28 protein-coding genes are annotated in these 25675 nt (G+C 61.9%); 12 read left to right on the top strand and 16 right to left on the bottom strand.

The window, feature by feature from the left end; translation table 11 throughout:
• Positions 1–100 precede the first annotated feature (100 nt).
• On the bottom strand, positions 101–445 hold the full coding sequence (locus J5J09_RS07695; RefSeq protein WP_208549077.1) for a hypothetical protein: 345 nt from the start codon (positions 443–445) through the stop codon (positions 101–103).
• A 246-nt stretch (positions 446–691) separates the two neighbouring features.
• On the opposite strand from J5J09_RS07695, the gene J5J09_RS07690 reads away from it, so the two are divergent.
• The 4 genes from J5J09_RS07690 to J5J09_RS07675 all read left to right on the top strand — a co-directional run bounded on the left by J5J09_RS07690 (position 692) and on the right by J5J09_RS07675 (position 4185).
• The gene (locus J5J09_RS07690) at positions 692–1336 is read left to right on the top strand and encodes an HD domain-containing protein (RefSeq protein ID WP_208553321.1); all 645 of its coding nucleotides are present in this window, start codon (positions 692–694) and stop codon (positions 1334–1336) included.
• A 9-nt stretch (positions 1337–1345) separates the two neighbouring features.
• Positions 1346–2194: an MOSC domain-containing protein gene (locus J5J09_RS07685; RefSeq protein ID WP_208549076.1), complete on the top strand. Its 849-nt coding sequence runs from the start codon at positions 1346–1348 to the stop codon at positions 2192–2194.
• 111 nt (positions 2195–2305) lie between these two features.
• Positions 2306–3529: an MFS transporter gene (locus tag J5J09_RS07680; protein WP_208549075.1), complete on the top strand. Its 1224-nt coding sequence runs from the start codon at positions 2306–2308 to the stop codon at positions 3527–3529.
• Between the two features lie 407 nt (positions 3530–3936).
• Positions 3937–4185 (top strand): hypothetical protein, encoded by a 249-nt coding sequence (locus J5J09_RS07675; RefSeq protein WP_208553631.1) that lies wholly within the window; start codon positions 3937–3939, stop codon positions 4183–4185.
• On the opposite strand, the gene recO is transcribed toward J5J09_RS07675, so the two are convergent.
• Together recO and J5J09_RS07665 are read right to left on the bottom strand one after the other, a co-directional pair.
• Positions 4119–4886 carry a DNA repair protein RecO gene (gene recO, locus J5J09_RS07670; protein WP_208549074.1) on the bottom strand — a complete coding sequence of 256 codons (768 nt, stop codon included), beginning with the start codon at positions 4884–4886 and terminating at the stop codon, positions 4119–4121. The two genes, J5J09_RS07675 and recO, sit on opposite strands and share 67 nt — an antisense overlap.
• A gap of 46 nt (positions 4887–4932) precedes the next feature.
• The gene (locus tag J5J09_RS07665; RefSeq protein ID WP_208549073.1) at positions 4933–5565 is read right to left on the bottom strand and encodes a TetR/AcrR family transcriptional regulator; all 633 of its coding nucleotides are present in this window, start codon (positions 5563–5565) and stop codon (positions 4933–4935) included.
• A 90-nt stretch (positions 5566–5655) separates the two neighbouring features.
• On the opposite strand from J5J09_RS07665, the gene J5J09_RS07660 reads away from it, so the two are divergent.
• Positions 5656–6819 (top strand): AbrB family transcriptional regulator, encoded by a 1164-nt coding sequence (locus J5J09_RS07660; RefSeq protein WP_208549072.1) that lies wholly within the window; start codon positions 5656–5658, stop codon positions 6817–6819.
• Between the two features lie 6 nt (positions 6820–6825).
• Here J5J09_RS07660 and era read toward each other — a convergent pair whose 3' ends face one another.
• The 9 genes from era to rpoZ all read right to left on the bottom strand — a co-directional run bounded on the left by era (position 6826) and on the right by rpoZ (position 14079).
• Positions 6826–7788, bottom strand: coding sequence for a GTPase Era (era, locus tag J5J09_RS07655; protein ID WP_208549071.1), 963 nt, complete (start codon positions 7786–7788; stop codon positions 6826–6828).
• Positions 7789–7799: 11 nt separating this feature from the next.
• Positions 7800–8513, bottom strand: coding sequence for a ribonuclease III (gene rnc, locus J5J09_RS07650; RefSeq protein WP_208549070.1), 714 nt, complete (start codon positions 8511–8513; stop codon positions 7800–7802).
• Entirely contained in the window at positions 8510–9253 is a 744-nt protein-coding gene (lepB, locus tag J5J09_RS07645; protein ID WP_208549069.1) for a signal peptidase I, read from the bottom strand. The genes rnc and lepB overlap by 4 nt, the downstream gene beginning before the upstream one ends.
• Before the next feature lie 86 nt (positions 9254–9339).
• Positions 9340–9744 (bottom strand): holo-ACP synthase, encoded by a 405-nt coding sequence (acpS, locus tag J5J09_RS07640; RefSeq protein ID WP_208549068.1) that lies wholly within the window; start codon positions 9742–9744, stop codon positions 9340–9342.
• Between the two features lie 28 nt (positions 9745–9772).
• The gene (locus tag J5J09_RS07635; protein ID WP_246745801.1) at positions 9773–10288 is read right to left on the bottom strand and encodes a DUF2062 domain-containing protein; all 516 of its coding nucleotides are present in this window, start codon (positions 10286–10288) and stop codon (positions 9773–9775) included.
• 146 nt (positions 10289–10434) lie between these two features.
• Entirely contained in the window at positions 10435–10581 is a 147-nt protein-coding gene (locus J5J09_RS07630; RefSeq protein WP_208549066.1) for a DUF3563 family protein, read from the bottom strand.
• 162 nt (positions 10582–10743) lie between these two features.
• The gene (locus tag J5J09_RS07625; RefSeq protein ID WP_208549065.1) at positions 10744–11298 is read right to left on the bottom strand and encodes a hypothetical protein; all 555 of its coding nucleotides are present in this window, start codon (positions 11296–11298) and stop codon (positions 10744–10746) included.
• A gap of 72 nt (positions 11299–11370) precedes the next feature.
• Positions 11371–13587 carry a bifunctional (p)ppGpp synthetase/guanosine-3',5'-bis(diphosphate) 3'-pyrophosphohydrolase gene (locus J5J09_RS07620; protein ID WP_208549064.1) on the bottom strand — a complete coding sequence of 739 codons (2217 nt, stop codon included), beginning with the start codon at positions 13585–13587 and terminating at the stop codon, positions 11371–11373.
• Between the two features lie 96 nt (positions 13588–13683).
• Entirely contained in the window at positions 13684–14079 is a 396-nt protein-coding gene (gene rpoZ / locus J5J09_RS07615; protein WP_208549063.1) for a DNA-directed RNA polymerase subunit omega, read from the bottom strand.
• A gap of 301 nt (positions 14080–14380) precedes the next feature.
• On the opposite strand from rpoZ, the gene J5J09_RS07610 reads away from it, so the two are divergent.
• From J5J09_RS07610 to J5J09_RS07595, 4 genes are all read left to right on the top strand, one after another.
• A complete protein-coding gene (locus J5J09_RS07610) occupies positions 14381–14962 on the top strand; it encodes an NYN domain-containing protein (protein ID WP_208549062.1) in 582 nt (193 codons plus the stop codon).
• Between the two features lie 248 nt (positions 14963–15210).
• On the top strand, positions 15211–16716 hold the full coding sequence (locus J5J09_RS07605; protein ID WP_208549061.1) for a globin-coupled sensor protein: 1506 nt from the start codon (positions 15211–15213) through the stop codon (positions 16714–16716).
• A gap of 88 nt (positions 16717–16804) precedes the next feature.
• Positions 16805–17896: a trifunctional transcriptional activator/DNA repair protein Ada/methylated-DNA--[protein]-cysteine S-methyltransferase gene (locus tag J5J09_RS07600; RefSeq protein WP_208549060.1), complete on the top strand. Its 1092-nt coding sequence runs from the start codon at positions 16805–16807 to the stop codon at positions 17894–17896.
• Positions 17893–18660, top strand: coding sequence for an isocitrate lyase/phosphoenolpyruvate mutase family protein (locus J5J09_RS07595; protein WP_208549059.1), 768 nt, complete (start codon positions 17893–17895; stop codon positions 18658–18660). Before J5J09_RS07600 ends, J5J09_RS07595 begins: the two co-directional genes overlap by 4 nt.
• Here the strand turns inward: J5J09_RS07595 and J5J09_RS07590 are convergent.
• Positions 18645–18863 carry a hypothetical protein gene (locus tag J5J09_RS07590; protein WP_208549058.1) on the bottom strand — a complete coding sequence of 73 codons (219 nt, stop codon included), beginning with the start codon at positions 18861–18863 and terminating at the stop codon, positions 18645–18647. The two genes, J5J09_RS07595 and J5J09_RS07590, sit on opposite strands and share 16 nt — an antisense overlap.
• Before the next feature lie 91 nt (positions 18864–18954).
• On the opposite strand from J5J09_RS07590, the gene J5J09_RS07585 reads away from it, so the two are divergent.
• Complete coding sequence (locus J5J09_RS07585; protein ID WP_208549057.1) at positions 18955–19833, top strand: LysR family transcriptional regulator; 879 nt, start codon at positions 18955–18957, stop codon at positions 19831–19833.
• 6 nt (positions 19834–19839) lie between these two features.
• Here J5J09_RS07585 and smpB read toward each other — a convergent pair whose 3' ends face one another.
• Both smpB and J5J09_RS07575 read right to left on the bottom strand, forming a co-directional pair.
• A complete protein-coding gene (smpB, locus tag J5J09_RS07580) occupies positions 19840–20319 on the bottom strand; it encodes an SsrA-binding protein SmpB (protein ID WP_208549056.1) in 480 nt (159 codons plus the stop codon).
• A gap of 204 nt (positions 20320–20523) precedes the next feature.
• The gene (locus J5J09_RS07575; protein WP_208549055.1) at positions 20524–21468 is read right to left on the bottom strand and encodes an AraC family transcriptional regulator; all 945 of its coding nucleotides are present in this window, start codon (positions 21466–21468) and stop codon (positions 20524–20526) included.
• Positions 21469–21544: 76 nt separating this feature from the next.
• On the opposite strand from J5J09_RS07575, the gene J5J09_RS07570 reads away from it, so the two are divergent.
• Complete coding sequence (locus J5J09_RS07570; RefSeq protein WP_208549054.1) at positions 21545–22372, top strand: oxidoreductase; 828 nt, start codon at positions 21545–21547, stop codon at positions 22370–22372.
• A gap of 133 nt (positions 22373–22505) precedes the next feature.
• On the opposite strand, the gene dapA is transcribed toward J5J09_RS07570, so the two are convergent.
• Positions 22506–23390: a 4-hydroxy-tetrahydrodipicolinate synthase gene (dapA, locus tag J5J09_RS07565; protein WP_208549053.1), complete on the bottom strand. Its 885-nt coding sequence runs from the start codon at positions 23388–23390 to the stop codon at positions 22506–22508.
• 218 nt (positions 23391–23608) lie between these two features.
• On the opposite strand from dapA, the gene J5J09_RS07560 reads away from it, so the two are divergent.
• Positions 23609–25675 (top strand): lytic transglycosylase domain-containing protein, encoded by a 2067-nt coding sequence (locus tag J5J09_RS07560; RefSeq protein ID WP_208549052.1) that lies wholly within the window; start codon positions 23609–23611, stop codon positions 25673–25675.

The following is a 25675-nucleotide window of genomic DNA, read 5'->3' as shown; positions in this document are numbered from 1 at the left end:
AAACCGGCGATCGCCGGTGCATTCGATTTAGAAAGTTTTGTGACAGATTGCAAGGGCGCCGCCCCCCTGGCCTATGGCGCCCTTCTGCAAGCAGAAGACGTCAGAGATTGAAAGAGACCTCCCCGGACGCGTCGCCGCCGGTCTCTTCGAATGTGCGGTATCTGTCGACGATGACCGCAATCTGGTCGAGCACGTCGAACAGACTAACGGTATCGTCGCCACTCTCCGCCCCCGTAGCGAGAGGATTCGCGACACTCAACGAGGAAATCTTCGCCGAGGTGCCGGTGGCGGCGTTTTCAACAAGAACCGTCGGATCCTGCGTTCTGCCCCTCGTCTCGCCGGCTGCCGCCTGTTCCTCCGCACTGACGACGCCGTCGCCGTTGCGGTCGAGACCCAGCGTGGAATTCAGGCTAGCCGAACCCGGCAGTGAAGTGATGCTAGTCATGCATACCTCCTGAAAAAGGATTTTGAAAAAGAATCGCCCTCCTACTCGGACTCCTGAAGGCTAGATCGAGTTACGGAGATTCCGACGACTGGTCAAAACGCGAATAATTGTTCACTAGAATTAGGTTCATGCCCACTATTCTTGGGTGGACTGCCGCGCAAAATGGCATCTGCCGTGTTTGCAGCCGTCACTCCGTGCCAGTAAGGAGGGATGCAGGCAACGATTCCGGAGGAAGGCGTGACAGACATGGAAGCGACACGTGCATTCGCGCCGTTCGAAGAACTTGCCGGTGCGCTGCTCGGACATGCCTTTTCCGCCGATGACGGTGCTCACGACCTCGCCCACCTCGTCCGGGTGTTCCGCAACGCCATGCGGATTCGCGCTGAGGAAGGCGGTGACGGACGCATTCTGGCGGCAGCGGTGCTGCTGCACGATTGCGTGTCTGTCGAAAAGAACTCGCAGTTGCGGTCGCAGGCCTCAAGGCTGGCTGCGGAGAAGGCGCGACAGCTGCTCGCGGAACTCGGCTGGGGCGCGAGAGACGTCGAGGCCGTCACCCACGCGATCGCCGCACACAGCTTCTCCGCCGGCATTAGACCTGAGACGATCGAGGCAAAAATCCTGCAGGATGCGGACAGACTAGACGCGATCGGGATGGTCGGCGCCGCCCGGTGCTTCTACATCGCCGGACGTATGGGCTCGTCGCTGTACGACCCGTTCGACCCGAAGGCCGAGAACCGTCCACTAGACGACAAGACCTTTGCAATCGATCATTTTCCCGCCAAGCTCTTCAAGCTCGCGGATGGCTTCCAGACCGACACCGGTCGGATTATCGCGCGCGAGCGCCACCAGAGGCTCGAGACGATACTCGAGCTCTTTCTCGACGAAATCTGAGGATAAACCATGCAGGTCAGCGCCCTTAATATCTACCCCTTCAAGAGCGCACGTGGAATTGCAATTCCCGCCGCCGAGGTCGACGCACGCGGCCTGCTCGGCGACCGGCGGATGATGCTGGTCGACCCGTCAGGCCACTTCATCACCCAGCGCGAATTGCCCGCCCTGGCGCGGCTGACCGCGATACCGGGCAATGCGACGCTCACCCTGCGGCTTGATGACGATCGCGAAATCATGGTCGCGCCGCCGCATCCGGACCGGCGCATGGATGTGGCGATCTGGAAGTCGATTGTGAACGCCGCCGTCGCGGCCGATACCGTCAATGCCAGGCTATCGGAATGGTTCGGACGGGAGGTCCGCCTGGTCTTCTTTGACGGTGGCGCCCGGCGAACGGCAAGCGCGGAATGGGCCGGCGCCGACAGCCCGGTCACCTTCTCCGACGGGTACCAAATTCTGGTGACGACGACGGGATCGCTCAAAGCGCTGAACGCCGACATGGAGGCGCATGGCGAAGGCAGCGTCGGCATGGAACGGTTCCGCCCCAACATCGTGATCGAACACGACGATCCCTGGGCGGAGGATACCTGGAAGACTATCGAGATCGGCGGCCTCCACCTCGATTTCGTCAAGCCCTGCCCGCGCTGCATCATGACCACACAGGACCAGCAGACCGGATCGCGCGAGGGCGCCAACCCGATGCCCGCCATGGGCCGCATCCGCATGTCTGCCGACCGCCGGGTGCCCGGTCCGCTGTTCGGCTGGAACGCCGTGCCGCAGGGCGCCGGCCGGATTTCCATCGGCGACAGCGTGCGCGTCGTTGCGGAAAAGCCCGAAGGCTGGGCGTTCAAGCAACGATAAGGCTCCGGCCTGATCATCATCAATTCGGCTGATCCACCGTTCACCAGAATGCGCTGGTCGGCCGGCGGGTGTCGTTTTATCGTCCTCCCACAATAAAGGGACGACTCCGCCATGAACACCGCCTCCGCACGCGCCTCCATGCCCTGGCTCATCATCATCGCTGGCTCGCTGATCGCGATGCTGACCTTCGGGCCGCGATCGGCCATGGGCTTCTTCCAATTGCCGATGCTTGCCGATACCGGCTGGGATCGCTCCACCTTCGGGCTAGCGATGGCGATACAGAACCTCTGCTGGGGTCTTGGACAGCCGTTCTTCGGTGCCTTGGCGGACAGGTACGGCACCGGCCGCGTGCTGGCGCTGTCGGCCGTCCTCTACTCCAGCGGCCTGCTGATCATGGCGCATGCGACCGATCCGGTCTGGTTGCACATTGGCGGCGGCGTGCTGGTTGGCCTTGGGGTCGCTTCGGGATCGTTCGGTATTATCCTGTCCGCGTTCGCCCGTAACGTAACACCGGCGCAGCGTTCCCTCGCCTTCGGAATCGGCACTGCCGCCGGGTCGGCAGGCATGTTCCTCTTCGCGCCGCTGAGCCAGGGACTGATCTCGACATTCGGATGGTCGGATAGCCTCGTCTATCTCGGCATCCTGATGCTGCTGGTGCCTTTGCTTGCTATCCCTCTGCGCGGCAATGCCAACTCCGGCAGCCAGTCACAGACAAGCGTGCAGCAGACCGTATCAGAGGCGTTGCGCGAGGCGCTCGGGCACCGGAGCTACGTCCTGCTCATCAGCGGCTTCTTCGTCTGCGGCTTCCAGGTCGCATTCATCACCGCCCACTTCCCCGCCTATCTTGGCGACATCGGGATCGAGGCGCGGTACGCGGTGATCGCCATGGCACTGATCGGCTTCTTCAACATCATCGGCTCTTTAGCCGCCGGCGTGATCGGGCAGCGTTATTCAAAGCCCTATTTCCTGGCGCTCATCTACATCGGCAGGTCTATCGCCATCACGGCATTCCTGCTCCTGCCGCAGTCCCCGACTTCTGTGATCATCTTTGCCGGTGTTATGGGTCTGCTCTGGCTCTCGACCGTTCCGCCGACAAATGCACTTGTCGCCATCATGTTCGGCACGCGCCATCTCGGCCTGCTGGGCGGCGTCGTGTTCCTGTCGCACCAGATCGGATCGTTCCTGGGTGTCTGGATGGGCGGAGAGCTGTACGACCGGTTCGGATCCTATGACGGCGTATGGTGGTTCGGCGTGGCGCTCGGCCTCTTCGCGGCCGTCGTTCACTGGCCGATCCGGGAGCGCGCCGTGGACCGTCCCATGCTTGCCTCCGCCTGAGCACCATTCGAACATGAATCTCAACCTCCCTATATTCAGGGAGGTTTTTTGCTGCATTGCAGTTATGTGACAGGCGGTCACAGAAAATGATTTTATTTATTCAAGTTGGACCGTTGACGGCCGGCAGGCGACTACCTACCTTAATCTCGCCGGATTGAACCGGCACAAGCGCAGACACAAGCCGACGCAACAGCGCGGCCTTTTTTGGAAATAACGCCGTGAAGGAGGTTAGCGACATGCGCGATGTATCCCGCCAAGCTACGTGCTCCTGGCATCTTATCCCGCTCGACGAGTCGAACGCCATGTGGCGAAAAACCTGTCGAATGTGACCTGATCGAAGTTTAACGACACATCAAAATTCGAAAGCTCAGGCCCGGTGCGAAAGCGCACAGGCGGGGAAGTTTATTATGGAAAAGCAAGTCGTGGAATATGCCGGCATCCCTGTCGGGATTTCGGTTGCCGAGGGTGATCGGATCAAGTTCATCGCTGTCAAGTTTCCAGTCATCGATCTTGACGGCGCCACCTATGGCAATATCGAGGAGTTGCAGCGTGCGATACACGTGCACATGCAATCCACATCCGGTGCATCTCAGCCGTTCGCTGCTGGTGCCGATCCAGCAAGGTCAGAGGTCGCCAAGGCCTTCAACGTGGCCTGAAGAAAGCCTTCGCGCGCCGCGCCGGGTTCAATCCCGCGCGGCTCGTAGACATGCCGCGCCAGGAAATGCCCGGTCAGCCGGAAGCCCGCCAATAGCCCTTCTCGATCCGCCGAGACCCGGGTCTCCGAAGAGAGGAAGCCTGGAAGTGCCAGCATCTTGTCGGCATAGGGCCGACCCGCATCGCGACAGACGGCGCGACCTGATTTTGGAGACACGTATATCAGATCCCGCCTCTCACCGGTCGCCGCACACTGGTCGAGGTCCAGCCCGAAACCCAGATCGTTCAACACCGCGAGCTCGAACCGAATAAAGAGTTCGCCCGCCGCCGCTGGCTCATCCAGGTGATCGAGAATAATATCGAGCGCCTCGTAGAGATGCGGATGGGGATCGCGCTCGGGCAGGAGCCTGACCAGCGCGGCCAGAGCCTGCACTCCATAGACGCTCTGCGCGCGCTCCATCAGTTGGGCGGCCCGCAGTTTCACCGGCTCGATGCGAAACTCGCCGAGGTGCTCGTCAAGACGCGCGCGCCAGGTCACATCGAACCGGTTACCGGGCTGAAGGACGGGCTGCATCGACCGCGAACGGCCACCGCGCACCATACCGAGATGACGTCCCCGATCACGGGTCATCACCTCGGCGATGACGCTCGTTTCGCCGTGGCGGCGCACGCCCAGAAGTATTGCCTCGTCGGTCCATTGCATGGAGCAGGTTCTAGCGCATTGTGCGGGCCGGCGCCATCTCGCAGGATCAGCGGCCGATCTCCGAGAGATAGCAAGCGACCCATCGACGCCACTCGGCCAGCACCCTTTCGCGACCCGGATAACCTTTGTCATCATGGAGTTGCACGAGCGACTTCATCGTCTGGAGCAGGAAAACCGACAAGAGCTGGACATCGCCGTCCTCAAGCAACGGACGCCACGCGCGGACGATTCCGGCAATGCTGGCACGGAGATCGGATCGCAGCATTCCCGGTCGTAGCCCCGGCTGTTCCCAGCGCGCGTCGAGCAGGCTGAGCGCGAGACTGCGTTCGTGGGCGTGATGGATGAAGACGTCGAGAAGCTGATTCGCAAGTTCTTGTGCCGATTGGCCTGCGGCAGCCGATCGGATGCCGTCCAACTCGCCGCCGACATGCTCCATGTATCGGGCCACCAGGGCGTCGGCGATCACGTCCTTGCTGGGAAAGAACTGGTATAGTGACCCGATCGGCGCCCCTGCCTTCTGGGCGATCTCGGTCATTGTCGCCGTCTTGTAACCTTTCTCGGCGAAAACGGCGGCGGCTGCGTCCAACAGCTTTGCGACACGCTCGATCCCTCGCTTTCGCGTCGGAATTTTCGCGACCGGCTGGGTGGCCGAACTTGACTTTTGCGAGGACACTCTCATAAAACCGTTTTGTGAGGACAGCCTCACTTATCTCATAAAACGAGGCCTCGTCCAGTCCCCTCCGACAGGCCGGCAACCGCGGCACCCATCATGAGCACTCCCCTCCCCGCCGGCGAAGAACACCCTATCGGAGCGACCTCCCCCGCTTCACAGACCGAAACCGGCAACCCGCCATCGCCCGGCTTGTTGACGAACTTGCCGGCACCAGCACGCTGGGGTCTGCTGGCGGCACTTTCCGTGCTTGCGTCCTGGGGTCTGCACGAGGCTCATATTCCGGGATCTCTGCTGATCGGCCCGATGCTGGCGGCGATCCTTGTCGCCACGAACGGGGCGCGGCTCAGCGTCCCCAAGGTGCCCTATATCCTGTCTCATTCGATGATCGGCTGCGTCATCGCCGGGGCCCTCGACCTCGACACGCTGAAGACGGTGATCGGCGGCTGGCCGGTCTTCCTCGCCATCGTGGTCGCGGTGATCGGCGCGAGCAGCCTCCTGGGTTATCTGATGGCCCGCTCACAGATCCTGCCCGGAACCACCGCGGTCTGGGGTACATCCGCCGGGGCGGCATCGGCAATGATGCTGATGGCCGAGGCGCATGGCGCGGATGCGCGGCTCGTCGCCTTCATGCAGTATCTGCGGGTCGTCTGTGTCGCTTCGGCCGCCTCGCTGATCGCGGCCTTCGTGTTCTCGACACCGGGAGGTGCCGCCCGCAGCGTGGCATGGTTTCCGCCACTCGACGCAGTAGAACTGGCCAAGACGCTTGCCGTCGCTTTCGTGGCGGCCTTTATCGGCGCACGCTTCAAGATTCCGGCCGGAACGATGCTGCTGCCGCTGATCGCGACAAGCGCCCTGCATCTCGCCGGCCTGATCATCATCGAGCTACCGGAGTGGCTGCTGGCGCTTGCCTATGGCATCATCGGCTGGCGCATCGGACTCGGCTTTACCCGCCGCATTCTGCGCCACGCCGCGCATGCGCTGCCGCAGGTGGCGGGCTCCATCGCGGTGCTGATGGCCTTCTGCGGCGGCCTTGCCTTCCTGCTCTGGTGGCTGATGGACATCGATCCGCTCACGGCCTACCTCGCCACCAGCCCGGGCGGACTCGATTCGATCGCGATTATCGCGGCCTCAACCGATGTCGACATATCCTTTGTCATGGCCTTGCAGACCATGCGTCTGATCCTGGTCCTGCTCATCACGCCATCGCTCACGCGCTTCGTCGTCAGCAGGATCGGGCAGACTGAACCATCAGGGCTGTAAGGGAGATCATCCCTTGGGGAATTCGAGCCCCATTTCCCGGAAGCGCTCCGGATCGTCACCCCAGTTCTCGCGAACCTTGACGAACAGGAACAGGTGGACGGGCTGCTCCAGGATCTCCGAGAGTTCCTTGCGAGAGGCGGTCGAGATCGACTTGATTGCATCACCGCCCTTGCCGAGCACGATCTTCTTCTGGCTGTCGCGCTCGACGTAGATCACCTGCTCGATACGAACTGACCCGTCCTTGCGCTCCTCCCACTTCTCCGTCTCGACATGCGAAGAATAGGGAAGTTCCTGGTGCAGCCGGAGAAACAGCTTTTCGCGGGTGATCTCGGCGGCGAGCTGGCGCATCGGCAGGTCGGAGATCTGGTCTTCCGGATAATACCACGGCCCCTCGGGCAGGGTCTCGGCCAGATAATCCATGACGTCCTCACACCCCGACCCGGTGGTCGCCGAGATCATGAAGGTGCGCTCGAACTTGACTGCCTCGTTGGCTGCGGAAGCCAGCTTCAGCAGTTGCTCGCGATTGACCTGGTCGATCTTGTTGAGAACGAGGATCTTGGGCTGGTGGACCTCCTTCAGCCCCTCCAGGATCGCCTCCGCATCGCCGCGCAGGCCACGTTCGCTGTCGATCAGGAGCAGGATCAGGTCGGCGTCCTTCGCACCGCCCCAGGCCGACGTGACCATGGCGCGATCGAGCCGGCGGCGCGGCTTGAAGATGCCGGGGGTGTCCATGAAAACGATCTGCGCATTGTCGTGGATAGCGATGCCGCGCATGACAGCCCGCGTCGTCTGCACCTTGTGGCTGACGATCGAGACCTTGGCGCCGACGAAACGATTGACCAGCGTCGACTTGCCCGCATTCGTCGGACCGATCAACGCGACGAAGCCGGATCGGGTCGGGCCGGAACGGGTCTCGGTGGCGCCGGAGGCCTCTTCGCCTTCGGCAGGAAATTCGTCGTGGTCGCTCATTCTCGGTCCAATCAATCTGCGGGGGATGTCTGCCAGACGCCTTCGCGCTCCAGCAGTCTCGTCGCCGCCACCTGTTCGGCGGCCCGCTTGGAGCGGTCCACACCGGTTTCGGGCGGCAGTCCGGGTATCTCGACCGTCACCGTGAAGCGCGGATCATGATCCGGTCCGCTGCGGTCATCAACCCGGTAGTTCGGCGTCGTCGCAAATTTCGCGTGCGCCCATTCCTGTAATTCGGTCTTGGCGTCCCGCCGCGCGCCATCTTCTCGCGTGGCCCTTGAGGACCAGTGCCTGACGATGAAGGCGCGTGCCGCTTCCAGCCCGGCGTCGAGATAGATCGCCGCGATCAGGCTTTCGACGACGTCGGCGCGAACGTTCAGCATGGCCTTGCCGGTCAGTTTCTTCACATCCGAGCCGGTGCGGATGAAGCGGTGCAGTTCCAGTTCGTCGGCGATGGCAGCGCAGGTTTCAGCGCTGACGAGCTGGTTGAAGCGAACGGAGAGCTCTCCCTCGGTGGCGTTGCGGAAGGTGCTGAACAGAAGTTCCGCGACGCAGAGGCCAAGCACGCGATCGCCAAGAAACTCAAGCCGCTCATAGTCGCTGCCCTTCTGCGGACGGGCGCTCGAATGGGTCAAGGCCCGGTCGAGCCGGGACTTATCGGCGAAGACGTGGCCGAGCGTGCTCTCGGCACGCTCCCTCATCTCCGCTGCCACATTCTTCTTGCTCATTCGACGCTCTTGAACAGCCTATCCCAGCGCATATTCGTCGGCCACTTCCAGACCTCGCGGAACGACGTGTCGTTGCCGAGCGAGAAGAAGATGACGGATGCCTTGCCCACGAGATTTTCGGCGGGCACGAAACCGACATCGAAACGGCTGTCGAGCGAATTGTCGCGGTTGTCGCCCATCATGAAATAGTGGCCTTCCGGCACGATGAACTCGCGGGTGTTGTCGCCGCGGGAGTTCGGCGACTGGTCGAGCGTGTCATAGGTGACGCCATTGTCGAGCGTCTCGCGGAAGACCGGAACGTCGGAACCGGGATCGAGGCGATAGTCGGACGTGAAGGTGCCGTCAGGCTGCTTGGGCACTGGCTGGCCGTTCACGTTCAGCACGCCATCGATCACCTGTATGCGGTCACCAGGCAGGCCTATTACGCGCTTGATATAGTCGATGTCGGGGTTCGGCGGGAAGCGGAACACCACGATGTCGCCCCGCTCCGGTTCGCTACCGAAAATACGGCCCGAAAACAGGTTCGGCGACAGCGGCAGCGAATACTTCGAATAGCCGTAGGAGAACTTATTCACGAAGATGTAGTCGCCAACGAGCAGCGTCGGCATCATGGAGCCCGAGGGAATGGTAAAGGGCTGGAAGAACACGGTGCGGATGACCACGGCGAGCAACAGCGCCTGGATGATCACCTTGATGTTTTCCCAGAGCGCGCTCTGCTTCTTTTCCGCTGTATCGGTCACGCCTTATTTTCCTTTTCCTGCAATTCCCGACCTTCCTAGTCGCTTCGCAGTCCGCGAGCAACGGCTTAGGCAAGCAAAACCATGGATCAGCCAGGGACCGGTCGGGCTTCGATGATCACGAAAGCCTGCGCGTAGGGGTATTCGTCGGTGATGGTGAGATGGATAACCGGTTCGTGGCCTGAAGGCATAAGAGCGAGAAGACGCTCGCCGGCTCCACCGGTCAGCTTCATCGTCGGCTTGCCACCCGGGAGATTGATCACGCCCATGTCCTTCCAGAAGACACCTTCCGATATCCCGGTGCCGAGCGCCTTTGAGCAAGCCTCCTTCGCTGCAAACCGCTTGGCGTATGAGGCCGCCCGATTGGCGCGGCGATCGGATTTCGCCTGCTCGACGTCGGTGAAGCATCGCTGGACGAAGCGCTCGCCAAAGCGCTCGATCGACTTCTCGATCCGGGTGATGTCGATCAGGTCACTGCCGATGCCGATGATCAAAAGCTGTCTCCTTTGCGGCCGCCGAGCTCTAAGCGCTTTTTGACCGGCCTGCGGCCAACTGTCGCCGGCGTCTCGCCTGGCCGTTTCTAACGACAAGAAACAGAAGAAGATAGATGGCGAGCCCGCTCAGCAATGCCGGAGGAATGGAGCCGATCAGCATCGGCTTCAACACGGGGTCCCATACCTGTTTCAGGTCGGCGTGTTCCAGCAGGCGGGCCAGATCCAGATGTCGACCTCCCCGCCTGGCGGTCTCGCCCAGGATGCGATTGCCGATTTCCCAGGTCGCGGCCCAGATGAACGGAAAGGTCAGCGGATTGCCGAAAGCGGTGCCAAGTGCTGCGGCGACCATGTTACCGGCGAGCAGAAAAGCGATTGCGAACGCAAGGAGGAAATGAAAGCCAATGAAGGGCGTCCAGGACGCCATGATGCCGGCTGCGACACCGGCGGCGATTGCATGCGGCGACGCCGTGAGGCGCACGATGCGAATCTTGAAGTAGCGGAATACTCTCGCCAGTCCACCGCGCGGCCAGATCAGGCCACGCAATCTGTCTTTAAACCGGGCTGGTGTCCTGCGACGAAACGGCATGCGTCACATGTAGTGGATCGTTTTCGCCCCTGACAAGGGCCAAGAGGTCGCCGACACACGACAAGGCTGCTTTTTGCGCAACCCGCCTTGAAACCGGTCCTGACTCAGCCGCGGAACAGGCCGCGATCGATCTGGCGCTGGCGGTACTCCAGGTCCACGCAGTCGCGGGCGTCATTGAGGTAGGCCATTTCGCGTTCGGCGCGGCTTGGGGCACGGAGGGCGCGGGCGATCTTTCTGATGGGCTCGAACATTTTCGTCTCTCTTTCTTTCTCTCTGGTTGTGTTGAATATAATTGTGCGACGCACAAACAACCAGAGACAGAGCATGATCGCAGCTATGCGCAAAACGCAATGCTCTCAGTGATTCAGATCAAATTTGCCTGTTTTGAATGCACAGAGTGCGGCGGGTAGCGCTCACTTGGTCAGAACATCACGAAGCTCGTCATCGAAGACCAGTTCCGAGCAATCCGGAGCCGCCACCGGGCTCAACCGGAAACGCTTGTCGTCGAGACCGAAGGATGGAACGGAATCCAGTGCCTCTTCGCTATCGCAGAGTGACAAACCTTCGGGTACATCGAGGAGCAGCGAACCTTGCGCTCCCCGCATGACCGCGAACCGGCCACCGTCGCACTCGATACCACACTCAAGCGCGGCCGCCCCTCTTCCTGCAGATCGGCATTCTCCTGGTAGACGCACCGGCTCGACCACCCCGCGGAACCGGAACTCCAGGTTGACGACGCTGACCCCGTGCTCCCACACGGGTCGGTAGGCGAGCATTTTTACGTTCGTGACATTCTGGTCCGGATGCGCCCGGAGATGAGCAGGGTCGTAGTTCCGCGAAAAACAGGCGGACGCGATCTCATCCACGCCGAGCGATCGCCCGTAAAGGAGGTTCTCGTCACCCTCCCCGGCGGAAAGACCGGCACAGGATGCCGCTGTAAAGACGCCAATCATGATCATGCGGCGCATGGTAGTCTCCGAGATTTCTGTGCGGAGACCATATCACTATTTGCAGGCGGAATCGTCCAGTTGCGCGCCCGCTCAGTCGTAGACGCGCTTCGCCGTCGAGATGCACTCCAGATCCTTCAGCTGCGCCAGCAACTGATTCAGCTGACGTAGATCCCAGACTTCGACATCGATCGCCATCTCGGTAAAGTCCGTGGCGACGCCCACCATGCTGAGCGTGCGGATATTGATGTCGAGGCCGGCAATTGTCTGTGCCACGGTTGCGAGCGTTCCCGGCTCGTTGATGGCATTGAGCATCAGCCGCGCGACGAAGCGGGACTTGTTGGCCTCGTCGAGATCCCAGCGCACGTCGATCCAGCGATCCGGCTCGTCATAGTATCGCTGCAGCATCGCAGCCTGGATCGGGTAGATGGTGATGCCCTTGCCGTCCTCGAGGATGCCGACGATGCGATCGCCCGGAACCGCGCCGGCCGGTGCGAAGTGGACCTCGACATTGCCCGACAGGCCGCGGATCGGCAGCGGCTCAGGGGCCTCGCCATCCTTGCCCTCTCCGCCTTTTGCCTTGCCCGGCAGTTTGAACATCATGCCGGTCGCGCTCGGCATGTTGAACCAGCCATCGTCTGCCGCCGGCTTAACAGTCACCCGTTCGTCCTGATAGTCAGGATAAACCGCCCGCAACACGTCGAGAGAGGAGGTTTCGCCGCGACCGACAGAGGCGATCGCATCCTCGACGTCGCGCTGGCCCAGCCGATGCAGCACAGGTTTCAGCGTGTCCTTCGAGAATATCTTGCCGGCGCGCTCGAAGGTCCGTTCCAGGATGCGGTGGCCGAGACCGGCATACTGCTTGCGGATCGCCATGCGCGTTGCGCGGCGGATCGCGGCGCGAGCCTTGCCGGTGACCACAATCTCTTCCCATGCGGCCGGCGGCACCTGGACGCCGGAACGGATGATCTCGACTTCGTCGCCGTTCGACAGGCGCGTGACGAGCGGCATGATCGAACCGTTGATCTTGGCGCCGACGGTGGTGTCGCCGATATTGGTGTGGACGGCGTAGGCGAAATCGATCGGGGTCGCGCCGCGCGGCAGGGCAATCAGCTTGCCCTTGGGCGTGAAGCAGAACACCTGATCCTGGAACAGTTCGAGCTTGGTGTGTTCCAGGAACTCTTCCGGATTGTCGCCCTCGGCCAGCGCCTCGATCGTATGACGCAGCCAGGAATAGGCATTGCTTTCCGGCGACAGCAGATCGCCGTCACTTTCCTTGTCCTTGTAGAGCGCGTGGGCCGCGATACCGTATTCGGCGATTTCGTGCATGCGACGCGTGCGGATCTGAAGCTCGATGCGCTGGCGCGAGGGGCCGACGATCGTGGTGTGGATCGAACGATAGTCGTTCTGCTTCGGCGTCGAGATATAGTCCTTGAACCTGCCGGGCACGACGCGCCACCGCGTGTGCACGATACCGAGCGCCCGATAACAGGACGGAATGTCCTCAACAACGATGCGGAAGCCATAGACGTCGGAGAGCTGCTCGAACGACAGCGACTTCGACTGCATCTTGCGGAACACCGAATAGGGTTTCTTCTGCCGTCCTTTGACGGTTGCGCCGAGAAGGCCATTGGCGACCAGAAGATCCTGCAGCTCGTCTTCGATCTTCTTGATCAGTCCGTCGTTTCGCTGCGACAACTCCTCTAGCCGGCGGGTGACCGTTTCATAGGCTTCGGCGTTGATGTAGCGGAAGGAAAGGTCTTCCAGTTCGTCGCGCATGTCCTGCATGCCCATGCGGCCGGCCAGCGGCGCATAGATTTCCATCGTCTCCTCGGAGATACGGGCGCGCTTGTCGTCGCGCATGTGCTCCAGCGTGCGCATGTTGTGCAGACGATCGGCGAGCTTGACGAGAAGAACGCGCACGTCATCGGAAATCGCCAGCAGAAGCTTGCGCAGGTTTTCCGCCTGCTTGGCTTTTTTGGTCACCAGATCGAGCTTCTTGAGCTTGGTCAGGCCCTCCACCAGCCGGCCAATGTCCTCGCCGAAGAGTTCGTCGATTTCCTGGCGGGTGGCGGTCGTATCCTCGATGGTGTCATGCAGAAGAGCGACGGCGATGGTCGATTCATCGAGATGCATGTCGGTGAGGATGGCGGCGACTTCGAGCGGATGGGAGATATAGGGGTCGCCGCTCGCTCGTTTCTGCTGACCATGCTTCTGCATGGCGTAGACGTAGGCCTTGTTCAGGAGCGCCTCGTTGGCGTCGGGCTTGTATTTCTGAACCCGTTCCACGAGTTCGTATTGCCGCATCATCCTGAACAGCTCCTCAAACGAAAAGCGCGCCAACCGCAGGGATTGGCGCACAATCAACTCTCATTGCGGCCAGACTAGGCCGCAAAAGCTTGACGATTAGTAATCGTCGCTCTTTTCCGGCGGCACCAGACCTTCGATGCCGGCCAGAAGCTCCTCTTCCGACATCTGGTCGAAGGTGAGGGTTTCCGGCAGATCCTCGTCGTCTTCCTTGGTCGCGAGCGTGCTTGCAAGAGCAGCGCTTGCTTCCTGTTCCGGCTCGTCGACCTCGACGTGCTTCTGCAGCGAATGGATGAGGTCTTCCTTCAGGTCGCCGGGCGAAAGCGTTTCGTCGGCGATCTCGCGAAGCGCCACCACAGGGTTCTTGTCGTTGTCGCGGTCGACGGTGATCTGCGCACCCTGCGAAATCTGCCGCGCGCGATGGCTGGCGAGCAAAACGAGCTCGAAGCGGTTGTCTACCTTGTCGATGCAATCTTCAACTGTGACACGGGCCATTGCCTGTCCTTTGCAATCACGTTCTCGTGGGGGATTAACGTGCCCGATACAATCAACGGGCAGCAAATTCAAGTTTTTCCTGTCACGTACCAATTTTAGTGCTGCGAAAGTTTCAATTTTGCTCCAATTCAGCGCTATCACAACCTGTGCGTGCTTGGAATAAACCAAAACCTATCCTAAACACATTCGTATATGACGAAATCATAATTTACCAGGGTCTGCTGCCCATGTAAGTGACACTCTTGATCGGTCAGTTCCTGCGCCTAGTTTTTCGTTTTATGAATATGAGGAAATTTGCATAATGTTCGACCCACGGGAAAAAGTTGCCCTCTTCATCGACGGCGCAAATCTTTACGCTGCATCGAAGTCGCTGGGTTTCGACATCGATTACCGAAAACTTCTCAAGGCGTTCCAGAAGCGGGGCTATCTGCTTCGGGCATACTATTATACGGCGCTTATCGAGGACCAGGAATATTCTTCGATCCGTCCGCTCATCGACTGGCTGGACTACAACGGCTACAAGGTCATTACCAAACCGGCGAAGGAATTCACGGATTCCATGGGACGCCGCAAGGTCAAGGGCAATATGGATATCGAACTTGCGATCGATGCCATGGAACAGTCCGAGACTGTCGATCATCTGGTGATCTTCTCCGGAGACGGCGATTTCACCACACTGGTCGAGGCGCTGCAACGGCGCGGACGCAAGGTGTCCGTGGTGTCCACGATGGCAACGCAGCCACCGATGATCGCCGACGACCTGCGTCGCCAATCGGATCACTTCATCGATCTCGTGAGTCTCAAGGCGGAAATCGGACGAGACCCCGGCGACCGCCCCGTTCGCGCGGCGGTGGATACGGCCCAGGCGGACGCCGACAGTTGATCACGCGCAGCTTCTGATTGTGACGGCGGTCATCGGTCCGGTTCTCGGCCTGTCGCTCTGAGCTGGCTGTTCTGATTCGGCGCAGCCGGGCTGCCGTTTTGGTTGCCTGCTTGATCTTTATCACTTTCTTAGGACGTCGCACCCTAATCGATGGCGAGGCATTAACCCTGTTCGGATCGGAGGCTCGCTCCTTCGAAATCCGGGGCTAATGTCGGTGCAATTTCAGCTATCGATTTCTGGTGCCGCTTATGAACCGCCCGTCGCAAACTTCGCATGATCTTCACGACCGCCTGAACTTCCTTGGCCTTGATCCCGAGCAGCGGGCGAAGCTGGAAGCCCTGTCGCCGCTTGTCCGCAAGTCGATTTCGCCTGCCCTCGACGTCTTTTACAACAAGGCAAAGAGTCATCCGCAGACGGCGCGGTTCTTTTCCAGCGATGCGCATATCCGCCACGCCAAGCAGCGGCAGGAAATCCACTGGGAGCGGCTCGGCTCCGGCCGCATCGACGACAGCTATGTCGAGGCCGTCACGACCATCGGGCGTACCCATGCCAGACTCGGTCTGGAGCCCCGCTGGTATATCGGCGGCTACGCGTTGATCGTCGAGGAACTGATCAAATCCATCGTCAAGGATGAGCTCAAGGGGTTCCTGAAGGACAAGCAGGCGACGCGGCTCAGCGAAAACCTCTCGGTCATCGTCAAGGCCGCCATGCTCGACATGGACTATTCGATCTCCACCTACCTGGAAGCCCAGGCCGAGCAGCGGGCCGAGGCGGAGCGCGCCCGCGAAGCGCTGGAGGCGGAGCAGGAGCAGGCCCTTGCAGCTCTCGACCAGGCGCTTTCGGCCCTGTCGCAGGGTGATCTGACGGCCGAGATCGACGTGCCGTTGTCGCCGAAGTTCGAACAGTTGCGCCAGAACTACAACAATGCGGTTGCCGCGCTCGGCGTCGCGTTCGCCGACATCGTGCACGAGGCGAACCAGGCAGCCAGCGAAGCACGGCAGCTGTCGAGCGCGACCGACGACATGGCGAAGCGTACGGAACAGCAGGCCTCGGCACTGGAAGAGACCGCCGCCGCGCTTGAGCAAATCACCACCGTCACCCATCAGACGGCTGAGCGCAGCAAGGAAGCCCGCGACGCCGTCAGCGTCTCGGCGCAGGAAGCGCAGCGTTCGCGCAAGATCGTCGAGGACGCCGTGCAGGCGATGGACGCGATCGAGGACTCCTCGCGCAAGATCACCCAGATCATCGGCGTGATCGACGAGATCTCGTTCCAGACCAACCTTCTGGCGCTCAATGCCGGGGTCGAGGCCGCGCGGGCGGGTGAAGCCGGCAAGGGCTTTGCCGTGGTCGCCCAGGAAGTGCGGGAGCTTGCCCAGCGGTCCGCAAGTGCCGCCAAGGAAATCAAGCAGTTGATCGACCGATCCTCTCAGGACGTGGCAACCGGCGTGTCGCTGGTCAACAGGACTGGTGAAGCTCTTCGCAAGATCGGCGACCAGGTCGAGGCGGTGAACCAGCATATCGCGGCGATCGCGACGGCGTCGGAAGAGCAGTCGACCGGCGTGCGCGAGATCAATTCGGCGATCAACAGCATGGACCAGATGACCCAGCGCAACGCCGCCATGGTTGAGGAGACCAATGCCTCGACGCAGAACATGCGCGGCGTGGCGGAACATCTGATCGGCCTGGTGCAGCGGTTCAAGGTCGGGCGCCGCAACGGCAGCACCTCACAGCAGCGCAACGTCCGCGCCGCCTGAACGACAAGATGACACCTGGAGGCGCCTTTCCAAAAATAGGCGCCTCTTTTTCGGCGGCGGCTGCCTCACATTGCGCTAGGATGGCGCCATGTTGCTCGAACGCCCCTCCGACGACGTCTACTACGACGCCCTGATCCGCCGCGATGCCGCCTATGACGGCTTCGCCTATGTCTGCGTCACCTCGACCGGCATTTTCTGCCGGTTCACCTGCCCGGCGCGGAAGCCGAAGAAAGAAAACTGTGTGTTCCGCGAAACGACGGCGGAATGCCTCGATGCCGGATTCCGGGCCTGCAAGCGCTGCCGGCCGATGCTTCGGATGAAGGGCAACGAGCCAACGGTGGCGCAGTTGCTCGACGCGCTGGACCGCGAACCGCAGCGCCGGTGGCGGGAGAGCGACATCGAAGCGCTGGGGCTCGACCTCTCGACCGTGCGGCGCGCCTTCAAGCGGCAGTTCGGCATGAGCTTTCTGGAAATCGCGCGCCAAAGGCGTGTCGGCCTCGCCGTCGAAAGCCTCGTGACAGGCTCCGATGTGATCGAGGCACAGCTCGACGCAGGCTTTGAATCGGGAAGCGGTTTTCGCGCCGCGATCACGCAACTGTTCGGGGAAGCGCCGCAGAGCCTGCGTGGAAAGACGCTGCTCAAGGCCGACTGGATCGAAACGCCGATCGGGCCGATGATGGCGATCGCCTGCGACCACGCGCTCCACCTTCTCGAATTCATCGACCGCCCTGCCCTGCCCGCCGAGATCCGGCGCCTGCAGAAAACGAACGGGTGCGGCATCGTGATGGGGCGCACGACCGTGACCGACCGGATCGAGTCCGAACTCCGCCGCTACTTCGACGGGTACAATGACGGTTTCTCGACGCCGCTTGCGGGCCATGGAACACCATTCGAGCGCATGGTCTGGGATGAACTGCGGCGCATTCCCGCCGGCACCGTCAGAAGTTATTCCGAACAGGCGAACGCCATCGGCCGGACCAGCGCGGTGCGCGCCGTCGCGCGCGCCAATGGCGCCAACCAGATCGCCATCGTTGTCCCTTGCCATCGCGTGCTCGGCGTAAACGGTCTGCTGACAGGATATGGCGGTGGTCTCTGGCGCAAGCGCTGGCTTCTGGAGCATGAAAAACGCATGGTCGCGAGCCTCACACCCATGACAGAGTTGCAGGAGCGACGCGCATGACCGCCGAGAAAGCCAAAACCTTTGCCGCCCTTCACCAGAAGGGACGACCTCTCGTGCTCTACAATATCTGGGATGCGGGTTCCGCCAGGGCTGTGGCGGAAGCTGGTGCCGCGGCGCTCGCCACCGGCAGTTGGTCCGTGGCGGCCGCGCATGGCTATGCCGACGGCGAGGCGATCCCGCTCGACCTTCTCGAAACCATCGTCTCGCGCATCACCGCCACGGTCGACCTGCCGCTGAGCGTCGATTTCGAGAGCGGCTACGCGCGGGATGCTGATGACGTCGCGGCCAATGTCCGCCGGATCGTGAAGGCCGGTGCGGTCGGCATCAATTTTGAGGACGGATACGGTGGCGAAAGCCGCATGCATAGTGTCGAGCGCCAGGTCGCCTGCATCGAGGCGATCCGGAAAATGGCCGATGCGGAAGGTGTGCCGCTCTTCATCAACGCGCGCACCGACTATTTCCTCGCCGAAAGCGACCCGGGCAAACATGCCGATCATCTCGTCGACGCGATCCGCCGTGGCCAGGCCTATGCCGAGGCCGGCGCCAGCGGGTTCTTCGTGCCGGGCCTTTCCGATGAAGGGCTGATCGCCGAGATCTGCGCCGCCGTACCCCTGCCGGTCAACATCATGGCGATGACCCGGACGCCGTCACTGTCCCGCCTCGGCGAGCTCGGCGTCGCGCGTGTCAGCCATGGTCCCGGCCCTTACCGGAAGGCGATGGCCGCGATCACGGACGCTGCGCGCGCGGTCTACGCCGGCACGTGACAGTCCTCGACCGGCGCGCAAGCGCGCTCCGGCGCGGCGCGCTTCACCGTCCTGCGCCGGCGGGACACGCGTGCGAAGATCGCCACGACCCAGCCGAGACCCTGCCATTCGGGGCGCTCCAGCGGATCGGCCAAAGGATGCTCGCGGCGAGCGCCCGGACGCGTGCGGGCATGCTCGAAAATCAGAAGCCAGTTCAGCGACATCGCCATTTCCTCTCGAATGCAGTAGTCTTACGAGAGGTAAGCCTTTGGATTTCCAGCGGGTAGACGCGAGAATGAAAGGATCGTTTCAGCCATGAAAGACGAGAACTGGGACGACCTCCGGCTCTTCCTGCATGTCGCGACAGAGGGCGGCCTCGTCGGGGCGGCGGACAAGACCGGGATCAGCGCGCCGACCATCGGGCGGCGCATGCTGGCGCTGGAGCGCGCCACGGGCCACAGCCTGTTTCTACGCCACACCAAGGGCTACACGCTGGCGCCCGATGGCGAGGTGCTGCTCAGGCATGTGAAAGCCATGGAGGCACAGGCGGTTTCCATCCGCCGCTGGAACGAGAACGGCTATTGCCAGCCCATCGTCTCCATCGCGTCGGATGGCTGGCTCTCGCTGTTTCTGGCCCGCAACCGTACGCATCTCTGGACGCCGGACGATCCGTTCCGGCTCTGCGTGAAGGCCTCGGAACAGGAGGTCGACCTCATCTTCCGCGAGGCGGAAATCGCGCTCACCACCCGCCGGCCGGTCGCCGGCAATCTGGCGGCGCGACAGTCCGTGCGCATGCGCTTCGCCGCCTATGCGACTCCGGAGGTGGCGGCGGAGCCATCAGAGCGCTGGATTTCCATCGGCCGCGAACAGGCCTCGACCTCGGCCGACCGGTGGATCTCGAAGCAGCCGGACAAATGGATCAGCATCTGGACGACGACCACCCCCACCCTGCTCGAACTGGTCCGCTCCGGCGGCGGCCGTGGCGTGCTGCCCTGCTTTATCGGCGACCTGGAGCCCGGCCTCGTGCGCGTCGGCGGGCCGATCGAGGAACTTTCGGCGGATCTCTGGATCACCATGCACGACGACGATCGATCAAGACCGGAGGTCCGGACGATGATCGACCGCGTGGCCGAGCTGTTGCGGCATCATTCCGTTGAATTTTCGGGAGGCAAGTCCGCCGAAGCGGCGGAATAAGGCCGATCAGCCGGCGGTCTTCATCAGCCGCTGCTTCTGCCGGTTCCAGTCGCGTTCCTTCTCGGTCTCGCGCTTGTCGTGCAGCTTCTTGCCCTTGGCAAGCGCCAGTTCCAGCTTCGCCCTGCCCTTCTCGTTGAAATAGATCTTGAGCGGCACCAGCGTCATGCCCTCGCGGTTGATCGAGGCGCGCAGCCGGTTGATCTCGCGCTTGGACAGAAGCAGCTTCCGACGGCGGCGCGGCTCGTGGTTGAAGCGGTTCGCCTGCAGATATTCCGGAAGATGCGAATTGATCAGCCAGATTTCCTCGCCCTCGTCGGAGGCATAGGATTCGGCGATATTGGCCTTGCCCTCGCGCAGAGACTTGACCTCCGTGCCGGTCAAAACCAGACCTGCCTCGTAGGTGTCGACGATCTCATAATTGAAGCGCGCCTTGCGGTTTTCCGCAACGATCTTGTTGACGACGCGCTGTGAGCCTTTGGGGGCCATGGCCTGATCTTCCGTTTCGCCCGTGATTTTGTCGTGTGTCGCCTAGCGCTCGGGCGGGGCGTGGCGGGTATGACAGGTATGTAATGGAGGATGGGGGGGAAATAAAGGTGGGGCTGTGAGACTGCTGCCTACCGTGGCCCCTGAAAACCGGTCAAAGCTCGCGGCGAGGTGTCGTTGGCTGTGCGCCAACTACGCACAATCGTCCTATGCTCCCGAAGCAAGCGCGCCAAGATGCTGGCGGACCCATTTCGCCTCTTGTGACGCCGTGCGGCGGAAGTGCCGTTTGAAGTCGCGGCTGAATTGCGCGGGGCTGGCATAGCCAACCGAAAGAGCGACTTCCGCGATCGTCATGGCTTGGCGCGCAATCATCAATCTGGCCTCATGAAGCCGCATGGCCTTGACGTATTGCATCGGGCTGCTGCCGGTCAGAGCCTTGAAATGGGCGTGATAGGACGGAACGCTCATGCCCGCGTCGCTTGCCAGAGCTGCGACGGTCACGTCCGAACGGTATGTCTCGCGCAACCGGGCAAGGCTTTGCACGATTTTACCGGATGTCCCTCTTTGCTGTAGCGCCGAAATCATCGCCCCACCCTGGGGACCGACGAGAACCCGATAATGCAGTTCGCGCAAGATGGCCGTGCCCAGTACAGCAGTCTCCACCGGATTGGTCAGGGCTTTCAACAAACGCAGCAACACCTCCAGGATATCGGGTTCCATCCTGCTGGATATGAGGCTCTTTGCCTGGGCAGCAGGCGTTCCGGAGGGCCGCTTTTCGATTTCCGAGGTGATCTCGGCGGCGAGCGACATATCGAAATCTATATAGATCGCAAGCAGCGGCCGGTCCGCGCTGGCGACGGATTCCATGCGGAACGGAACAGGCACCGAGACCGACAGATAGTGCTCTTCGTCGTAGAGATAAACGTCACCTTCCAGAATGCCCTGCTTCCGTCCCTGCAACACGAAGACGGCCCCCGGCTTGTAGAGTACCGGGACGTCATGAAGCACCGTTTCCGTCCTCAGGATGCGAAGGCCTGGAAGTCCTGTCGGATTGTAACCCTCATATGGGGCAAGCAATCCGGCCAACTCCAGGAGCCGTTGACGGATGAGCTGTCGACTTTCGCCTTTCATAGGATTTGGCAATGAAGACATAGGAATTGGTCTCAGAATATCGAAAATAGGAGAGTATCAGTCAAATAGTGCAATCAAACAAGAAGAGAAGTCACGCATGTCCAGGAAGACCTTTTTCATTACGGGTGCCAATTCGGGTTTCGGCCTTGCCATAGCCACAGCAGCCAGCGACCAGGGCCACACGGTTATCGGCACCGTCCGATCCGACGCATCCCGGGCAAGCCTTGCAGAACGTCTGCCTGCCGTCCGTCCTGTTCTGTGCGATGTCACAGAATTCGACCGGATACCCGATGTCGTCGAACAGGCTGAGGCAGACTACGGGCCGGTGGACGTCCTGATCAACAATGCCGGCTACGGCCATGAGGGTATTCTCGAAGAGTCACCGCTCGCAGAGATGCGGCGCCAGTTCGATGTGAACGTATTCGGTTCGGTTGCCGTGGCGAAGGCCTTCCTGCCGCGTTTCCGCGAAAGACGTCACGGTTTCATCGTCAACGTCACCTCGATGGGCGGCATGATCACGATGCCCGGTATCGGCTATTACTGCGGCAGCAAGTTTGCCCTCCAGGGCATCTCCGAAGTCATGCGCGCCGAAATGGCGCCCTTCGGCGTCCACGTGACCACGCTCTGCCCAGGCTCGTTTCGAACGGACTGGGCCGGACGTTCGATGATCCGCACCGAGAGATCAATCGCCGACTACGATGCGTTGTTTGATCCGATACGAATGGCACGTCAGGAAAAGAGCGGCAAGCAGCTGGGCGATCCGGCGAAACTCGCGGAAGCAGTCTTGGCTCTGATTGCATCAGACAATCCGCCGCCGCAGCTCTTACTCGGTAGTGACGCTCTAAAACTCGTCTCTGCAAGGATTGAGCGCCTCCAGCATGAGATCGAAACCTGGAAAGCCGTCACGGTCTCGACTGACGGTTGATAGAAACTGCAACGACTACGTCAGACCGCGCATGCTGTGATGAGACACGATTGGCAGCCGAGGGACAAGCGGCACGAAGCTTGGCCGCCTCAGAAGCAGAAAGGCCGGGTCGCCCCGGCCTTGTCTCATTTCCTTAGTTCATCAGCCCCGCATGCCGGAGCGCCGCGTCGATCGCGGCTTCCGTGCCGCTCTCCAGCGTCGGCAGCAGCGGCAGGCGGACGGTGCGGTTCATGCCTCGGATGCGGTGGAGCGCATATTTCGCGCCGCAGAGGCCGGGCTCCATAAAGATCGCCTTGTGCAGCGGCATCAGGCGGTCCTGGAACTCGAGGGCCTTGGCGTAATCGCCCGCAAGTGTGGCCGCCTGGAACTGGGCGCAGAGCTTGGGCGCGACATTGGCTGTCACCGAGATGCAGCCGACGCCGCCATGGGCGTTGAAGCCGAGGGCGGTCGCGTCCTCGCCGGAGAGCTGGACGAAGTCCTTGCCGCAGGCGATGCGCTGCTCGGAAACGCGCTCGATCTTGCCGGTCGCATCCTTGACGCCGATGACATTGCTGTGCGCCTTGACGATCGCGCCCATGGTGTCCGGCGTCATGTCGACGACGGAACGGCCGGGAATGTTGTAGATGATGATCGGCAGCTTCACGGCATCGGCGATGGCGCCGTAATGCGCCATCAGTCCCTTCTGGGTCGGCCTGTTGTAGTAGGGGGTAACCACCAAAAGCGCGTCGGCGCCGACGGACTCGGCGTGCTGGGCAAGCTCGATCGCCTCGGTGGTGTTGTTCGATCCGGCGCCGGCGATGACAGGAACGCGCTTCTTCGCCACCTCGACGCAGAGTTCCACCACCCGTTTGTGCTCGTCATGCGACAGTGTCGGCGATTCGCCCGTGGTGCCGACCGGAACGAGACCGGTCGATCCTTCGGCGATCTGCCACTCGACATGGGCGGCAAAGGCCGCTTCGTCGACCGCACCTTGATCGGTGAACGGTGTGACGAGCGCGGGAATGGATCCCTGGAACATGCAAAAACTCCTGACGACCCCGCTCACGCTTCGGCCGTATTCCTCTATTATGACGGCGGCACATTACTTTGCCCGTTTTCGCGCGACAAGCGCGTCTCTGACGGATTCGTGACGGAATCGGACCTGGAAACATTCCAATTCGTGGTGTTTCGGTAAGGTTTCGTTAATCTGACGCCAAACTAATGTAGAGGACGACCATCCCTGAACAGGCATCCGGCATGAAGCGGTCCAGTCTCTCCATCTCCGTTCTCGGTCTTTCGGCCGCGCTGCTGCTCGCCGGCGTGTCCGGCGCTGTTGCCGAGGCCGTGCCGGTTCCGATGAAGAAGCCGCGACTGCCGCAGGAGAGCACCGTTGCGCCGACCATGGAGGTGACGGGGACCATTCCGCGCATGGGGCGCGTCGTTCCCGCCGCCAGCGAACTCAAGGCCGGGCTAGACGCGTTGTCGGACAAGGATGCGGCACGGGCGATATCGATCCGCAACCGCATGCCGCAATCGCTCGACCGGCACATGCTGACCTGGTCGATCGCCATGTCGGGCCTGAGAGACGTCCCCTCCTCCGAAATCGCCGCCGCGCAGCGCGAGCTGAAGGGATGGCCGGGACTTTCCGCCTTCCGCGCCAATTCCGAACGGGCGCTCTATCGCGAGGCGCCGCCGGCGCGCGAGGTGATCGCCGCCTTCGGCGAGACGCTGCCGGAAACGGTGGAAGGCGCCATGGCGCTCGCCAAGGCCCAGATGGCCGGCGGACGTCCCGATGACGCAAGGCGAAGCTTGCGCAAGTTCTGGCACGGCGAGGCACTCGATACCGGGACCGAGGACAAGATCCTCGCCGATTTTTCCGCGCTTTTCTCGAAGGCCGACCACAAGGCGCGGATGGACTATCTGATGTATCGCGGGCGCGTGAGCCAGGCGAAGCGGTTTGCAAGCCTCGGCGAGGCGCAGTCGCTCTACAATGCCTGGGCCGCCGTGCATGCCCGCTCGGCCAAGGCGGATGCGCTGATCGCCCAGGTCGACAAGAGTTGGGCGTCCGATCCTGCCTACCTGTTCATCCGCATCGAGCGGCTCAGGCAGAAAGACAAATATGCCGAGGCGGCCAAGCTGCTCGCCGAGGCGCCGAGGGACGAATCGAAACTGATCAATGCTGGCGAATGGTGGAACGAGCAGCGCATCGTGGCGCGCGGGCTGGCGGATCGAGGAAAGTTTGCGCAGTCCTACGAGATTGCCGCCAAGCATGTGGCGACCGAACCGACCGATGTGGTCGATGCCGAGTTCCACGCCGGATGGTATGCGCTGCGCGGACTTAAGAAGCCGGACGTCGCCCAACGGCACTTCGCCAAAATCCTCAGCGTCTCCAGCGGACCGCTGTCTGTCTCCCGCGCCTGGTACTGGCTCGGGCGCACGGCCGAGGCTGCCGGCGACAAGACGCTCGCGCAGGAGAATTTCGTCAAGGCAGCGAATTTCCCGAGCACATTCTATGGCCAACTCGCCGCAGCACGGCTGAAGCGCAATCTCCTCGATATCCGCTACCCCTCGCCGTCCGACAGCGAACGCCAGCGCTTTTCCGCGCGCGAGGCGGTGCAGGCGATCGACCGTTTCGAGCTCGCGGGGCATGGCTGGCGGGCAGGCAGCCTCTACCGGGCGCTGGCCCAGCAGCTGGACAGCCCCGGCGAACTGGCGCTGCTGACCGCCAAGGCCGAACGCATGGGCGATCACCAATTGTCGCTGCAGATCGGCAAGATCGCCTATGGCCGCGGCGTCGACGTGCCGGCGCTGGCCTTTCCGGTCGGCGTCATCCCTGGCAATGCCGACATTGCCGGTTCCGGCAAGGCTCTGGCCTATGCGATCGCCAGGCAGGAAAGCGCCTTCAACCCGGCGGCCGTCTCGCCGGCAAACGCGCGCGGCCTGCTGCAAATCCTGCCCGGAACGGCCAAGGGCGTCGCGACGCGGCATGGTCTTGCCTATTCCGAGGCGAAGCTGACGACGGACCCCGGCTACAACGCGACGCTCGGCGCGCATTATCTCGGCGAGCAAATCTCAAGCTTCGGCGGCTCCTACATCCTGACCTTCATCGCCTATAATGCCGGGCCCAAACGCGTGCCCGAATGGATTGCCCGCTACGGCGACCCGCGCGGCCTGCCGATCGACGAGGTGGTCGACTGGATCGAGCGCATCCCCTTCCCCGAGACGCGCAACTACGTGCAGCGGGTGATGGAGAATTATCAGGTCTACAAGGCGAGGCTCGGACAGACCGCCGAGATCGAGAAGGATCTGCGATACGGGCGGTGA

Source organism: Ciceribacter sp. L1K22 (assembly GCF_017599385.1).
Lineage (GTDB): Bacteria > Pseudomonadota > Alphaproteobacteria > Rhizobiales > Rhizobiaceae > Allorhizobium.
This window is presented reverse-complemented; position numbering and strand designations above follow the sequence as displayed.

What these genes read in the sequence shown, in the direction of transcription:
- J5J09_RS07695 (WP_208549077.1), bottom strand. Translation starts at nt 445, where the DNA reads ATGACTAGCATCACTTCACTGCCGGGTTCGGCTAGCCTGAATTCCACG.
- J5J09_RS07690 (WP_208553321.1), top strand. Translation starts at nt 692, where the DNA reads ATGGAAGCGACACGTGCATTCGCGCCGTTCGAAGAACTTGCCGGTGCG.
- J5J09_RS07685 (WP_208549076.1), top strand. Translation starts at nt 1,346, where the DNA reads ATGCAGGTCAGCGCCCTTAATATCTACCCCTTCAAGAGCGCACGTGGA.
- J5J09_RS07680 (WP_208549075.1), top strand. Translation starts at nt 2,306, where the DNA reads ATGAACACCGCCTCCGCACGCGCCTCCATGCCCTGGCTCATCATCATC.
- J5J09_RS07675 (WP_208553631.1), top strand. Translation starts at nt 3,937, where the DNA reads ATGGAAAAGCAAGTCGTGGAATATGCCGGCATCCCTGTCGGGATTTCG.
- recO (WP_208549074.1), bottom strand. Translation starts at nt 4,886, where the DNA reads ATGCAATGGACCGACGAGGCAATACTTCTGGGCGTGCGCCGCCACGGC.
- J5J09_RS07665 (WP_208549073.1), bottom strand. Translation starts at nt 5,565, where the DNA reads ATGAGAGTGTCCTCGCAAAAGTCAAGTTCGGCCACCCAGCCGGTCGCG.
- J5J09_RS07660 (WP_208549072.1), top strand. Translation starts at nt 5,656, where the DNA reads ATGAGCACTCCCCTCCCCGCCGGCGAAGAACACCCTATCGGAGCGACC.
- era (WP_208549071.1), bottom strand. Translation starts at nt 7,788, where the DNA reads ATGAGCGACCACGACGAATTTCCTGCCGAAGGCGAAGAGGCCTCCGGC.
- rnc (WP_208549070.1), bottom strand. Translation starts at nt 8,513, where the DNA reads ATGAGCAAGAAGAATGTGGCAGCGGAGATGAGGGAGCGTGCCGAGAGC.
- J5J09_RS07630 (WP_208549066.1), bottom strand. Translation starts at nt 10,581, where the DNA reads ATGTTCGAGCCCATCAGAAAGATCGCCCGCGCCCTCCGTGCCCCAAGC.
- J5J09_RS07625 (WP_208549065.1), bottom strand. Translation starts at nt 11,298, where the DNA reads ATGCGCCGCATGATCATGATTGGCGTCTTTACAGCGGCATCCTGTGCC.
- J5J09_RS07620 (WP_208549064.1), bottom strand. Translation starts at nt 13,587, where the DNA reads ATGATGCGGCAATACGAACTCGTGGAACGGGTTCAGAAATACAAGCCC.
- rpoZ (WP_208549063.1), bottom strand. Translation starts at nt 14,079, where the DNA reads ATGGCCCGTGTCACAGTTGAAGATTGCATCGACAAGGTAGACAACCGC.
- J5J09_RS07610 (WP_208549062.1), top strand. Translation starts at nt 14,381, where the DNA reads ATGTTCGACCCACGGGAAAAAGTTGCCCTCTTCATCGACGGCGCAAAT.
- J5J09_RS07605 (WP_208549061.1), top strand. Translation starts at nt 15,211, where the DNA reads ATGAACCGCCCGTCGCAAACTTCGCATGATCTTCACGACCGCCTGAAC.
- J5J09_RS07600 (WP_208549060.1), top strand. Translation starts at nt 16,805, where the DNA reads ATGTTGCTCGAACGCCCCTCCGACGACGTCTACTACGACGCCCTGATC.
- J5J09_RS07595 (WP_208549059.1), top strand. Translation starts at nt 17,893, where the DNA reads ATGACCGCCGAGAAAGCCAAAACCTTTGCCGCCCTTCACCAGAAGGGA.
- J5J09_RS07590 (WP_208549058.1), bottom strand. Translation starts at nt 18,863, where the DNA reads ATGTCGCTGAACTGGCTTCTGATTTTCGAGCATGCCCGCACGCGTCCG.
- J5J09_RS07585 (WP_208549057.1), top strand. Translation starts at nt 18,955, where the DNA reads ATGAAAGACGAGAACTGGGACGACCTCCGGCTCTTCCTGCATGTCGCG.
- smpB (WP_208549056.1), bottom strand. Translation starts at nt 20,319, where the DNA reads ATGGCCCCCAAAGGCTCACAGCGCGTCGTCAACAAGATCGTTGCGGAA.
- J5J09_RS07575 (WP_208549055.1), bottom strand. Translation starts at nt 21,468, where the DNA reads ATGTCTTCATTGCCAAATCCTATGAAAGGCGAAAGTCGACAGCTCATC.
- J5J09_RS07570 (WP_208549054.1), top strand. Translation starts at nt 21,545, where the DNA reads ATGTCCAGGAAGACCTTTTTCATTACGGGTGCCAATTCGGGTTTCGGC.
- dapA (WP_208549053.1), bottom strand. Translation starts at nt 23,390, where the DNA reads ATGTTCCAGGGATCCATTCCCGCGCTCGTCACACCGTTCACCGATCAA.
- J5J09_RS07560 (WP_208549052.1), top strand. Translation starts at nt 23,609, where the DNA reads ATGAAGCGGTCCAGTCTCTCCATCTCCGTTCTCGGTCTTTCGGCCGCG.